This is a genomic window from Actinoplanes sp. NPDC051411, from assembly GCF_040682075.1.
In the GTDB taxonomy this organism is placed as follows: domain Bacteria; phylum Actinomycetota; class Actinomycetes; order Mycobacteriales; family Micromonosporaceae; genus Actinoplanes.
In genome coordinates, this window is sequence record NZ_JBFBAD010000035.1 from 17,863 (window position 1) to 29,923 (window position 12,061).

The 12,061-nt window shown below is 70.3% G+C and carries 11 protein-coding genes and 1 tRNA gene; 8 read left to right on the forward strand and 4 right to left on the reverse strand.

Annotated features, from left to right (window positions below):
• Window positions 1-18: 18 nt before the first annotated feature.
• Entirely contained in the window at window positions 19-2,667 is a 2,649-nt protein-coding gene (locus AB0M88_RS20645; protein ID WP_364104275.1) for a hypothetical protein, read from the reverse strand.
• Between the two features lie 229 nt (window positions 2,668-2,896).
• On the opposite strand from AB0M88_RS20645, the gene AB0M88_RS20650 reads away from it, so the two are divergent.
• A complete protein-coding gene (locus AB0M88_RS20650) occupies window positions 2,897-3,283 on the forward strand; it encodes a VOC family protein (RefSeq protein ID WP_364104278.1) in 387 nt (128 codons plus the stop codon).
• Between the two features lie 148 nt (window positions 3,284-3,431).
• Here AB0M88_RS20650 and AB0M88_RS20655 read toward each other — a convergent pair.
• Window positions 3,432-3,505: transfer RNA gene (locus tag AB0M88_RS20655), tRNA-Met, on the reverse strand.
• A gap of 510 nt (window positions 3,506-4,015) precedes the next feature.
• Here AB0M88_RS20655 and AB0M88_RS20660 point away from each other — a divergent pair.
• The 6 genes from AB0M88_RS20660 to AB0M88_RS20685 are packed head-to-tail and all read left to right on the forward strand — an operon-like array spanning window position 4,016 to window position 9,978.
• Window positions 4,016-5,035 (forward strand): LacI family DNA-binding transcriptional regulator, encoded by a 1,020-nt coding sequence (locus AB0M88_RS20660; protein ID WP_364104281.1) that lies wholly within the window; start codon window positions 4,016-4,018, stop codon window positions 5,033-5,035.
• Window positions 5,020-6,033: a class I mannose-6-phosphate isomerase gene (locus AB0M88_RS20665; protein ID WP_364104284.1), complete on the forward strand. Its 1,014-nt coding sequence runs from the start codon at window positions 5,020-5,022 to the stop codon at window positions 6,031-6,033. The genes AB0M88_RS20660 and AB0M88_RS20665 overlap by 16 nt, the downstream gene beginning before the upstream one ends.
• Before the next feature lie 17 nt (window positions 6,034-6,050).
• On the forward strand, window positions 6,051-6,818 hold the full coding sequence (locus AB0M88_RS20670) for an ATP-binding cassette domain-containing protein (protein ID WP_364104287.1): 768 nt from the start codon (window positions 6,051-6,053) through the stop codon (window positions 6,816-6,818).
• The gene (locus AB0M88_RS20675) at window positions 6,815-7,885 is read left to right on the forward strand and encodes an ABC transporter permease (RefSeq protein WP_364104289.1); all 1,071 of its coding nucleotides are present in this window, start codon (window positions 6,815-6,817) and stop codon (window positions 7,883-7,885) included. Before AB0M88_RS20670 ends, AB0M88_RS20675 begins: the two co-directional genes overlap by 4 nt.
• On the forward strand, window positions 7,882-8,937 hold the full coding sequence (locus AB0M88_RS20680) for an ABC transporter substrate-binding protein (RefSeq protein ID WP_364104292.1): 1,056 nt from the start codon (window positions 7,882-7,884) through the stop codon (window positions 8,935-8,937). The genes AB0M88_RS20675 and AB0M88_RS20680 overlap by 4 nt, the downstream gene beginning before the upstream one ends.
• Window positions 8,938-8,967: 30 nt before the next feature.
• The gene (locus AB0M88_RS20685) at window positions 8,968-9,978 is read left to right on the forward strand and encodes a phosphotransferase (RefSeq protein ID WP_364104294.1); all 1,011 of its coding nucleotides are present in this window, start codon (window positions 8,968-8,970) and stop codon (window positions 9,976-9,978) included.
• Window positions 9,979-10,011: 33 nt separating this feature from the next.
• Here AB0M88_RS20685 and AB0M88_RS20690 read toward each other — a convergent pair whose 3' ends face one another.
• Window positions 10,012-10,953 (reverse strand): helix-turn-helix domain-containing protein, encoded by a 942-nt coding sequence (locus AB0M88_RS20690; protein WP_364104297.1) that lies wholly within the window; start codon window positions 10,951-10,953, stop codon window positions 10,012-10,014.
• A gap of 159 nt (window positions 10,954-11,112) precedes the next feature.
• On the opposite strand from AB0M88_RS20690, the gene AB0M88_RS20695 reads away from it, so the two are divergent.
• The gene (locus tag AB0M88_RS20695) at window positions 11,113-11,580 is read left to right on the forward strand and encodes a carbonic anhydrase (protein ID WP_364104300.1); all 468 of its coding nucleotides are present in this window, start codon (window positions 11,113-11,115) and stop codon (window positions 11,578-11,580) included.
• Here AB0M88_RS20695 and AB0M88_RS20700 read toward each other — a convergent pair.
• Complete coding sequence (locus AB0M88_RS20700) at window positions 11,532-12,050, reverse strand: DUF4231 domain-containing protein (protein WP_364104303.1); 519 nt, start codon at window positions 12,048-12,050, stop codon at window positions 11,532-11,534. The two genes, AB0M88_RS20695 and AB0M88_RS20700, sit on opposite strands and share 49 nt — an antisense overlap.
• Between the last annotated feature and the right edge of the window lie 11 nt (window positions 12,051-12,061).

Genomic DNA, 12,061 nt, shown 5'->3' on the forward strand with positions numbered 1-12,061 from the left:
GGCCGGCGTGCTGCCGGCTTACGGGGTTTGGAAGCCGTCCAGGGTGGCGTACTGCCCGGAGAGCTTGGTGACGACGATGGTGTGGCTGCCGGCGGCGAGCCCGGCGGCGGAGAACACCGCGACGTTGGTGTGCCGCTGGCCGTCGGCGGGCACGGTATTGACGGTCTGCTGGGTGCCGCCGTCGATGCGGACACCGATGTTGCCCTGGTCGGTGTACTGCTCGCCGAACACCTGGACGGTCGTGCCGGTGAAGGCCAGCGTCGCCGTCGATCCATTCGCCGTGGCGTAGCGGATGTCATCGAGGTAGTCGCCCAGGCCCCGGTTCGCCGCGTAGCTGAACCCGCTGTAGGTGATCGCCGGCTCGGTGTCGTTGAGCCGATTTCCGTTGGCCGGCGCCCCGACCGAGATCGTGCCGGACGGGGTCCCGGCCGGCACCGGCACGATCAGGAAGCCGCCGGACAGGTGCTGGACGCCATTGACCGGGGTGGTGCCGAGGTAGACCGGGGTGCTTGGGCTGAATCCCTCACCGCCGATGAGCACCTGCGTGGTCTGGCTGGTGGTCGGCGACGCGTAGTAGATCTTCGGCCCGGCCGCGACGGCCAGGGCCGAGAACGCCGGCCGTACGCCGGCCGCCGCCAACAGGTTGTCGGGGACGACGCCCGGCCCCGGCGTGGCCGAGATGACGGTGTTGCCGCTGGCATGGGTGTCGATCGGCGCCGCACAGGGGTAGGACTGGGTGCTGTTCGAGAAGTAGTTGCCGGTGATCCAGAAATGGCCGGTCGGGCTGCACCCGCCCTGCGAGGCCGAGCCCGCGCCGAACGCCACGTTGCCCTGCCAGTTGATCCACTCCGCGCCGGCGTCGTCGTAGTAGGTGAAGTTGGTGTTCGGGCTGCGGTAGGCGACGTTCCCGGTCACCTGCAACCCGTGGGCCAGCGTCTGGACCGGGTCGATGGTCGTGCCGTCGCCCTGGTAGACGTACCGGGCCTGATGGCCCTCCGCGTAGATCGCACCGCCGTCGCTGCGCACCGACAGGAAGTCGTGGAAGACGTTGTCGCTGATCGCGTTGTCCGCGTTGATGTTGGTCGAGTTCTGTGGCGTGCCGGCCTGATCGACGTGCCCCTGGATGACGCCGGCGGTGATACCGGTGTACGGAAGGTCGTACAGATCGTTGTGGGTGATCGTGGTGCCGCGGGAGAACAGCAGGGTGATGCCGCACGCGGACGAATAGTTCGTTCCGATGTGGTGGATGCTGTTGTCGGCCACGGTGGTGCCGGTCAGGATCTCGTTGGCCCCGATCGTGTCGCCGCTGACCTCCGAAGGATTCGGCGTGCAGTGCTGCTTGATCCCGGCGGACTCGGCCGGGTCGGTGGGCAGCGGGTCATAGGTGCAGCCGAGCAGGATGGCCGTCGACGCGATGTCGGTGAACTCGTTGCCCTGGATGAGCGTGTTCGCCGAGCCGTACATCACGCTCAGCCCGGCGCCGCCGAGCTCGGCGAACCGGTTCCCGGACAGCGTGACGTTGTTTGCCGCGCTGAACGCCACATTGGCCGGCGGCTGCGTCAGCGCACCCCACGGACATGTGCCGGCCGGCGACGAGAACGTACACAAGCCCTGGTTGTTCGCCTCGGTGATGCGCAGGTTGCTCTGCACGTCGGCGAATCCGGACGGACTGGACGGCCCGTTCCAGGTGGCGTACGAGAACTGCAGACCGCGGAAGGTCACGTCGTGCAGCGGAGTCCGCAGCGTCCCCGCCCCTCGGAGCAGGGACTCCAACCGGGGCAGCTCCACGTCGAGGGCGGTCATCTGCTGGCCGGCCGCGGGCTGGTAGTACAGGGTGTTCGCGGCCGGGTCCAGGAACCATTGCCCGGGGTGCAGCAGCACCCGCGCGTTCTCCAGCCGCGCCGGCTTCGTTCCGGTCGACATCGACGGCAGCCCGCCGCTGCCCTGGCTGAACGGTGCCCGCGCGGTCGTGTCGGTCCAGCACGGCTGGGTCATCGTCAACGTCTTCGCGGCGGCCGAGTAGCTCGCCACCCGGCACCTCGACTCGGTCCACGGCCCGTTCCCGCCCGGATAGTCGAACTCCACGCCCGCGACCTGGGCGGCGGTCAGCGCGCCGAACCACGCGGCGGCGGCGCTGTCACCGCCGATCGAATAGCCGGTCGACGTGCCGGTCCACGCCCCGGAGAACCCGAGCGCCGCCGGGCTCGCCATCGCGACCGGGGCCGCGGAACCGTTGACATAAAGCTGGCGGGTGGCGCTCCCCGCCGGCGCCGGGGCCGACCACACCCCCGACGTGCCGACCTGAGTCCACTCGGTGACCCGGGACGCCCCGGAGATCACCGGATGGGCGCCCGGAGCCGCCTGCCAGACCACCGGATGTCCGGCGCTCCCCGAATCCGCGGGCCCGAACGACCACGTGGCCGACAGGCGATAGGTCCCGTCCTGCATCAGCACCGTCACGTCGGCGCCGCTGGTGGCCGGGGCCAGCGACCGAACGGCGTTCTGCGCTCCGGCCGGCGAACACGGCGCGGCCTGGGTGCACGCCGAGCCACTGCCGGCGGGCGAGGCGTACAGGGTGATCGCCGTCGCGGCATCGGCCGCGGAAGCCGCGATCAACGAGCCCGCCGCGGCGAGGAGTGCTGCGGCGAGGGCACGGGCACTGTTCACGAGAACTCCCTGGGGACGGCGGGATTCATCGGAGGTGTTCTCAGTTTCATACTGGTATCAGACGGTCATCGCAAGGGAGGAGCCTCCAAACATCCCATCTTTCGTCAATCGGAGCCCCTGCTGATCAATGACATCGGCGTCCGCGGCGCAAGTCGAGCGTCACGCCAATCGCGGCCGTCAGCGAGCACGCCGGAGCCTGCCGGATCGAGGATCCCAGTAGGGTCCTGGCATGGGGATGTTTCAGGAGCCACAGCTGATCCTCTTCAGCGACGACGTCACCCGGATCACCCAGTTCTACGAGAAACTCGGATTCACCGAGGCCTTCCGGGTGCCCGCCGAGGGAGAACCGATCCACGTCGACCTGACCCTCGACGGCTACAAGATCGGCTTCTCCTCGGTGGACTCCACCCGCGACGACCACGGGCTCGACCCGGTCTCGGGCGTGCAGCACACCGCCGTCGTCCTCTGGACCTCCGACACCGCTGCCGCTTATGAGCACGTCGTCGCGCTGGGTTCACCGCCGATCAAGGGCCCGCACGTGTGGCTCGGGCGGCTGCTGATCGCGTGGACGGCGGACCCCGACGGGAATCCGATTCAAATCGTCCAGTCGCTCTAGGACAGGCCCGGGCCGCGATCTGGCGGCTGTGGGCCATCAAGCGCCAAGTCCGTCTCGCCGAGGACGGTGCCGACCAGATCCGCGACCACGGAGTGCAGAAAGGCCGTTCACCCGAAGGGGTAAACGGCCTTTGACCTGCACTTCTTTGTAGCGGGGACAGGATTTGAACCTGCGACCTCTGGGTTATGAGCCCAGCGAGCTACCGAGCTGCTCCACCCCGCGTCGGCTTCTTAAGCTTACCCTGCGCCCGGTGCCGCCTTCACCCGGGGGAGGGTGAGCCGGATCCGGGCACCCGGCGGAGGGGTGCGACGGCTCCCGGGCGAACGCGGCGAACCGGTGCCCAGCGCGACGACGCCGGCGATCGGCCGCGAGCGCCGGGTTGCCCTCGGCTCGACGAGCGCCGGGTTGCCTTCGGCTCGACGAGCGCCGGGTTGCCTTCGGCTCGACGAGCGCCGGGTTGCCTTCGGCTCGACGAGCGCCGGGTCGGCCTTCGGCCCCACGAGCGCCGGGTCGGCTTCGGCCCCACGGGCGCCGGTCGGCCTCGGCCCGACGTGGGGTGGGCCGGCGAAGAGCGGATGGTCAGGCCCAAAACGACAACGTTGTCATAACGAACGAGCAGGGCGAAGCCGAATCTCAAGATCGAAATGGATTGATCATTGACAGCGCTGTCAGTCCGAGCGCAGACTCCCCGGGAACGGAGTTGTTTCCAGCTCTTTACGAGAAGAGCACGAGATGAACGACGTACCCGAGGGAGCTGCCGGCGCCGGCCGGCCGACCGTGTACGACGTGGCCCGGGTCGCCGGAGTCTCGATCAAAACCGTGTCCCGGGTCGTCAACCAGTCGCCCGGCGTCTCCGCCAAGACCCGCCGCCTGGTCCTCGACGCCGTTCAGGATCTCGGCTACGTCGTGAACGCCGCCGCCCGCTCCCTGGTCACCGGCAGTTCGACCACGATCGGGGTGATCGTCGACTCGATTGCCGACCCGTTCTTCGCCTCGCTGGTCTCGGTCGTCGAGGTCGACGCGATGGCCGCCGGTTTCAGCACCCAGGTCGCCTCGACCTGGCGTGATCCGCTCCGCGAGCGGGAGCAGGTGCTCCGCATGGCCCGCGAGAACGTGCGCGGCCTGCTGGTCGCCCCGACCACGGGTGACCACGACTATTTCACGGCCGCCCTCGGCGACATCCCGGCCGTGCTGGTCGACCGCGGCTGGCCGGGCTCGGGCCTCGACCTCGTCGGCGTCGACGACCGGGGCGACACCCGGGCGGCGATCGAGCACCTGCTGGCGTACGGCCACCGCCGGATCGCCTTCCTCGGTGACTATTCCGAGCTGCCGACGACCCTGCACCGGCGCGAGGGCTACTCCGATGCGATGACGAAGGCCGGAGCCCCCGAGATCGTTCTGTCCGCCCTGAAGGACAGCGAAACCGCGGTCGCCGGGTTGCTGGGACGGGAGGACCCGCCGACCGCGATCTTCTCGTCGAACGCCCGCACCAGCCTCGGCGTGGTCCGGGCACTCCACCGGGCGGGCCGCGGCGCCGACGTGGCGCTGATCAGCTTCGGTGATTTCGAACTCTCCGACACGTTGCGACCCGGCGTGACCGTGGTCGACCACGACCCGGCCCGGATCGCGACGGTCGCCGTCGACCGCCTGCTCACCCGCATCCGCGGCACGCCGCTGACCCCGGCCGAGGTTCTTCTGCCGACCGAGCTTGTCCAACGTGGATCCGGAGAGTTGCAATGCGTCCAGTCCTGATGCCGCCGAACATCGTCGACCACTTCTACCGGGGCGGGGAGCGGATCGCCGCCTTCCGCGGGGTGCCGGCGCCGTCCGAGCGCAGCCCGGAGGAGTGGCTGGCGGCGACCGTGCACGTGGCCGGCCGGCCGGCTGACGGCCCGAGCCGGCTGGCCGACGGGTCGCTCTTCGGCGACCTGGTGGCGGCGGATCCCGCCGGGTGGACGGGCGCGCCGGACCGGGGGACCGACGTCGGGCTTCTGGTCAAACTCCTCGACGCCGGTCAGCGGCTCCCGGTGCATGTCCACCCGACGAGGCCGTTCGCCCGGGAACACCTGCATTCCTGCTACGGCAAGACCGAGGCCTGGCACATCCTCGAGGTGCGGGGCGACGATCCGTCGGTCTGGGTCGGGTTCCGCGCCGACGTCGATCCGGCCGAGCTGGCCAAGCGGGTCGACGCCCAGGATTCGGACTGGCTGCTCGACCACATGAACAAGATCTCGGTGCGGCCGGGCGACGGCGTCCTGGTGCCGGCCGGCGAGGCGCACGCCACCGGGGCCGGGGTCTTCCTGGTCGAAGTGCAGGAGCCGACCGACTTCTCGATCCTGCTCGAATGGTCGGTGACCACGGCCGGCCGCGAGGACTCGCATCTCGGGCTGGGCTTCGACACCGTGCTGGGCGCGGTCAACCATCGTGCGACCGGCCCGGAGGCGCTGGCCGCTCTCCGGCACCACGTGGATCCGGCGGCCACGAGCGGCCGGCTTCAACGCGGGCTTCCGGCGGCGGCTGACGCGTACTTCCGCTTTGATCTCGCCGCGCCGGCCGGCGCCGAGCCGATCACCGTTCCGCACGGCTTCGCCGTCGCGGTCGTCCTTTCCGGAACCGGGACCTTGGCCGGGCAGGCCATCGAAAAGGGCGAGATCTATGCGATTCCCGACGGGCTGGGGGACTGGTCCCTTCAGGGTTCCGTACGCGTGGCGCTGTGCCGCCCAGGCACCGACTGGCCTGAAATCTCCTAGAAGGGTGTGGAGGCAGAATGACAGCAGTTCTCAGAGCCGAGGGCCTGTACCGGTCGTTCGGCCACGTGATGGCGCTCGGCGGCGCCGATTTCGATATCGAGCTCGGTGAAGTCGTCGCTCTGATCGGCGACAACGGGGCCGGGAAGTCCACTCTGGTCAAGGCACTCTCCGGCAACCTGGCCCTCGACGCCGGCACGATCGAGTTCGAGGGCCGGCCGGTCGTGCTCGATTCGCCGGCCGAGGCGAGCCGGCTCGGCATCGAGGTGGTCCACCAGGATCTCGCCCTGGCGCCCCACCTCAACCCGGCCCAGAACATGTTCCTCGGCCGGGAGATTCCGGCCCGTGGCCTGCTCGGCCGGCTCGGCTTCATGGACAACAAGGCCATGCGGGACCAGACCCGGGAGGGTCTGGACGAGCTCGGCGGTACGGTCCGGGCGCTCAACGCCCCGGTCGGGTCGATGTCGGGCGGGCAGCGGCAGCAGATCGCGATCGCCCGGGCCATCGCCTGGGCCAGCAAGGTCGTCTTCCTCGACGAGCCGACCGCCGCGCTGGGTGTGGTACAGACCCGCAACGTCCTCGACTCGATCAAACGGGTGCGCGACCGTGGCATCGCGGTGGTGTTCATCTCGCACTCGATGCCCGAGGTGCTGGAGATCGCCGACCGCATCCAGGTGATGCGGCTCGGCAAGCGCGTCGCGACCTATCGCGGCAACGAGACCAACGTGGAGCAGCTGGTCGGCGCGATGACCGGGGCGCTCGACTTCAGTTCGGAGAGTGCGACATGAGCACCGAATTCGTCGACGAGTCGCCGTCCATCTGGCGGCGCCTCGGAGAAACCCAGGCGGTGTGGATCCTCGCCGTCCTGGTCGTGATCGTCGCCTTCTTCTCGATCGCCGGCGGCAACCGCTTCCTGTCCGGCGACAACTTCTCCCTGATCAGCCAGAACCTGGCCGTGCTGGCGGTGCTCGGCGTCGGCATGACGTTCGTGATCATCACCTCGGGCATCGACCTGTCGATCGGCTCGGTGCTGGTCTTCGCCTCGGTCATCTCGGCCAAGCTGATGGCGGCGATGGGCGGCGACGGCGCCGGGGTGGTGATCGTCGGGATCGTCTCGGCGATGGTCGCCGGCGCGGTCTGGGGCTGGCTCAACGGCTTCCTGATCTCGTACGCCAAGATCCCGGCCCTGATCGTCACGCTGGGCACGCTGTCGGCCGCGCTCGGGCTGGCGTACGTGCTGAGCAAGGGCGTCAACATCTCGGTCGACGCGACCTCGCTGACCGACTTCGGCATCTACACGAGGTTCATCGGCCTGCCCGCGCTACCCCTGCTGGCCCTGATCATCGTGATCATCGGCGGGGTCGCGCTGCACCGCACCCGCTTCGGCCGCCACACGTACGCCATCGGCAGCAACCAGGAGGCGGCCCGCCGGGTCGGCATCCGGGTCGACCGCCACCTCATGTACGTCTACCTGCTGACCGGCATTCTCGGCGGGATCGGCGCGGTGATGTACCTGGCCCAGTTCGGCACCACCACGATCGGCGGCCAGTCGCTCACCAACCTCAACGTCATCGCCGCCGTCGTGATCGGCGGCACCTCGATCTTCGGCGGCTACGGCTCGATGTTCGGCACGATCGTCGGCCTGTTCATCCCGGCCGTCCTGCAGTCCGGCTTCGTGATCATCGGCGTCGACCCGTTCTGGCAGGGCGTGGCGGTCGGCGCGGTGCTGATCGCCGCGGTCTACGTCGACCAGACCCGCCGCGCGGCGGCCCAGCGCGGCGCCCGCAGATCTTCTCGCCCCAAGGAAACACCTCGGGAGTCCCCTCGACAGATGGAAGGAAGTAAGCAGGTATGAACCGGCGCAACCTTCTCGGCATCGTTTCTCTCGGCAGCACGGTCGCGCTTGTCGCGGCCGGATGCTCCTCGACCAAACCCACCGACTCGAACGCGGGCGGCGGCGGCCAGGTCGTGGTCAGCGCCCCACCCTCCACCTCGGCCACGGCCGACGTCCCGCTGCCCGACAAGGCGAAGAAGCCCTACAAGATCACCTTCATTCAGGGCGTCGAGGGTGACCCGTTCTACATCACCATGCAGTGCGGCATCCAGGCCGAGGCGCAGAAGCTCGGCGTCACCGTCAACACCCAGGGCCCCCAGAAGTTCGACCCGGCCCTGCAGAAGCCGATCTTCGACTCGGCGGTCAACGCCAAACCCGACGCGATCCTCATCGCGCCGACGGACGTGAAGGCGATGCAGGCGCCGCTGGCCGCGGCGGCTGCGGCCGGTACGAAGATCGTGCTGGTCGACACCACGACCCAGGACCCGTCGTACGCGGTGTCGGCGATCGCCTCGGACAACATCGGCGGCGGCAAGGCGGCCTTCGACGCGATCAAGCAGCTGGCCCCGCAGGGCGGCAAGGTGCTGGCGATCTCGGTCGACCCCGGGGTGTCCACCACCGACGCCCGGGTCAAGGGCTTCTCCGACGCGGCCGCGGCGGACAGCAAATACAAGTACGTCGGCGTGCAGTACTCGCACAACGACCCGGCCACGGCGGCCCAGCTGGTCACCGCGGCCCTGCAGAAGGACCCCGACATCGTCGGCGTCTTCGCGGCCAACATCTTCTCCGCCCAGGGCTCGGCCACCGGCATCCAGCAGGCGGGCAAGAAGGGCAAGGTCAACGTGGTCGGCTTCGACGCCGGCCCCGACCAGGTGAAGGCGCTGCAGAACGGCACCGTGCAGGCGATCGTCGCGCAGCAGCCGGGCTACATCGGCACGGTCGGCCTCGGCGAGGCGGTGGCGGCACTCGACGGCGGCCAGATCACGAAGTCGGTGCAGACCGGCTTCTCGATCGTCACCGCGCAGAACATGAACGGTGACCAGAAGGACGCGCTCTACAAGTCCTCCTGCTGACGGTGGGCCGCCGCGGTCATCATGTGAGGTGTGCTGACCGCGGTGGCCTCCCGGTTCGGGCTGGGCGAGGTGATCGACTGCGCGCCGATCACCGAGGGCCTGATGAATCCGAACTGGCGCCTGACCACCACGGCCGGGGTGTTCGCGGTCAAGCAACTGCGTGACGCGGCCCCGGCCGCCGGTCGCCGGCAGCAGTGGCTGTTGCCGGTGCTCGCGGCCCGGGGCCTACCGGTGCCCGAGGTGGTGGGGGCCGAGGTCGACGGCCACTACTACCTGGTGGCCCGGTGGATGCCGGGCCGGCACCGGTTGGGCAGCGAGCTGAGCCCGGCCGCCTGCCGGGCCCTCGGCGACCTGGTCGGCCGGATCCACATCGGAGTGGCCGAGGCGATGCCAGGGGTGGAAGCCCGCCTGACCGCGGACGAGCCAAAAACAAAAGCCGGGCCGGCCGCGGCGGTGGCCGGGTTGGCGCCGTTGGCCGACCGGCCGCGGACGGTCGACGACGCTCGGGCCGATCTGGCGCGGCTCGGCCGGATCGCGGCGGCCGGGCGGGACGGCTTCGACCTCTTCGCCGGGGCAGAGATCGGGTGGCGGTTGCGGCTGCTCGACGAGATCGGCGACCTGAGACCGCCCGACGACCCCGACGTGCGGCCGGCCGGGTGGACGCACGGCGACCTCACCGACCTCAACCTGCTCTTCGACCGGGACACGGTCAGCGGGGTGCTCGACTGGGACCGGCTCGGGGTGCGGCCGTACGGTCGGGAGGTCGTGCGGACCGCGACCATCATGTTCGAGATCGGCGACCGGACGAGGGTCGCCGCCTTCGCCGAGGGTTACCGCCGCCGGTTCACCATCGGCGACGACGCGCTGGTCGACGCGGCGCACCGGCGCTGGTGGAGCCTCGCGACCGACACCTATTTTCTGCGCCGGCACTACGATCTCGGCGACCCGGCCTGCGACCACCTCCTGCGCCGCTCGTCGGAGGTGCTGCGCTGGTGGACCGTGCACCGCGACGAGTTCGACGCGGCTCTGCGGTCGGGGTAGGGCTTACGGCGTACGGGAAAGAGCGCGACGGCGTCAGCGCCGGCCGAACAGGCGGCGGTGCCGGACCGGCGAGATGCTCGTCGCCCGGCGGAAATGTGCCCGCAGGTTGGCCGGGGTACCCAGGCCGACCCGCCGGCCGATCTCCTCGACCGGCAGATCGGTGGTCTCCAGGAGCTCCTTGGTGCGGGCGATCCGCTGCTCGTGCAGCCAGGCGAGCGGGGTGCGCGACGTGCCGGCCTGGAACCGCCGGTGGAAGGTGCGCGGTGACATGTGGGCCCGGGCCGCCATCTGGGCCACCGTGATCGGCCGGTCGAGCGCCGAGAGCATCCACTGCTGGGCGGCGGCGAGCGCGTCGTCGGCCGGCGGAATCGGCGCTGCCTCGGCGAACTGGGCCTGGCCGCCGTCGCGGGGAGCCATCACGATCCGGCGGGCCACGTGGTTGGCGACCGACGGGCCGACGTCCTCGCGCAGCATGTGCAGGCAGAGGTCGACGCCCGAGGTGACCCCGCCCGACGTCAAGATCGTGTCCTGGGCGATGAAGAGCCGCGACGCGTCGACGGTCACGGCCGGGAACTGCCGGGCCAGTTCGCCGGCGAGCGACCAGTGGGTGGTGACCGTGCGGCCGTCGAGCAGGCCGGCCTGGGCCAGCGCGAACGCGCCCGAGCAGATCGAGACGAGCCGGCTGCCGCGCCCGGCCGCGGCCCGCAGCGCCCCGAGCGTCACGTCGTCGAGGCGGGTCGTCGCGGCACCGCCCCAGCCCGGGACCATGACCGTCTCGGCGGCGGGCAGCAGGCGCAGGTCGCCGTCGGGCACCAGGCTCGTGCCGCCGGCCATGCCGACCGGCGAGCCGTCGATCGTGGCGGTGCTGACCTGGTAGAACTCCGGCGCCTCGCGGGCGAAGAGGTGCATCGGGATGGCGAAGTCGAGCGGCAGAACCTGCTCGAGCAGCAGCACGACGAGGCGGTGACGGGCCATGGCGCGATGCTATCGGTCGGCGGCAGTACTGCCACTGTTCGCTGATCGGCCCACGGCCGACGATCGACGCATGCCTACAGATCGGGGCCCTTTGATGGGAAGATCGATGCGCTTCTCGAGCGCAACCGGACGTACGCGTCGACGCCCGCACGATTCGACGTGCCGTCGATCCCGTTCCATCCACGCACCGGGCTCTACGTGATCACCTGCATCGACCCGCGCGTCGACCCGGCGGCCTTCCTCGGACTGCGGCTGGGCGACGCGATCGTGCAGCGCGACATCGGCGGCCGGGTGACGCCCGCGGTCGCCCGGGACGTCGCCTACATCGCCCACCTGGTGCGCAGCAAGACGCCGGAGGGGCCGTGGTTCGAGGTGGCGATCGTGCACCACACCGATTGCGGCTCAGCCCTGCTGGCCGACGACGACCTGCGGAACGACTTCGCCGCGCGGATCGGCGCCTCCGAACGCGACCTGGCCGACACCGCGGTGCTCGACCCGGCGAGCACGGCCCGCACCGATGTGGAGCGGCTGCGCGCGGCGCCGGGGATCCCGGACGAGGTCGCGATCGCCGGCTACGTCTACGACCTGGCGACCGGCGTGGTCGCAGAGGCGCCCAGGGTCTCCTGACTCAACAGCTCGCGGCGCCGCCTTCCCCAGCCCTGGGTCTGCTCCACGACCAGGTCGTCGATGTCGCGTACGAGCTCGCGCTGACGTTCCGGCGTGCGCTCGGCCGGCGGCACCAGCCGATATTGCGTGAGCATGGCCGAGGCGCGCGACCACGCCTCGGAGTTGGCGAGCCAGTCGGCGTGCCAGTTGAAGACCCGCCGCATGCCGGCCAGGAAGGTGACCGTGGCGGCCACGACGGCGGTCGCCCAGGCCGGTGCGGACAGTGCGGCGAGGACAGTCGCCGCGCTTCCCAGCAGCAGCGATCCGCCCTCGAGAATGGTGTAGCGGTAGCGGTTGCGACGCATGTGGCGCAGGTAGTAGCCGGTCTGCGCGGCCGCGTGCACGAGGGCGCGGTCCTCCAGGTCGGCTTCGGTCATCCGTTGATCGAGCTCGGCCAGGTCGGGCCCGCGGCCCCCGCCACGCAATTTCATCGAGACAGTGT

Bases quoted from the DNA above. Each gene is read 5' to 3' on its own strand.
- AB0M88_RS20675 (WP_364104289.1), top strand. From the start codon at position 6,815: ATGAGCACCGAATTCGTCGACGAGTCGCCGTCCATCTGGCGGCGCCTC.
- AB0M88_RS20665 (WP_364104284.1), top strand. From the start codon at position 5,020: ATGCGTCCAGTCCTGATGCCGCCGAACATCGTCGACCACTTCTACCGG.
- AB0M88_RS20700 (WP_364104303.1), bottom strand. From the start codon at position 12,050: ATGAAATTGCGTGGCGGGGGCCGCGGGCCCGACCTGGCCGAGCTCGAT.
- AB0M88_RS20670 (WP_364104287.1), top strand. From the start codon at position 6,051: ATGACAGCAGTTCTCAGAGCCGAGGGCCTGTACCGGTCGTTCGGCCAC.
- AB0M88_RS20690 (WP_364104297.1), bottom strand. From the start codon at position 10,953: ATGGCCCGTCACCGCCTCGTCGTGCTGCTGCTCGAGCAGGTTCTGCCG.
- AB0M88_RS20660 (WP_364104281.1), top strand. From the start codon at position 4,016: ATGAACGACGTACCCGAGGGAGCTGCCGGCGCCGGCCGGCCGACCGTG.
- AB0M88_RS20680 (WP_364104292.1), top strand. From the start codon at position 7,882: ATGAACCGGCGCAACCTTCTCGGCATCGTTTCTCTCGGCAGCACGGTC.
- AB0M88_RS20650 (WP_364104278.1), top strand. From the start codon at position 2,897: ATGGGGATGTTTCAGGAGCCACAGCTGATCCTCTTCAGCGACGACGTC.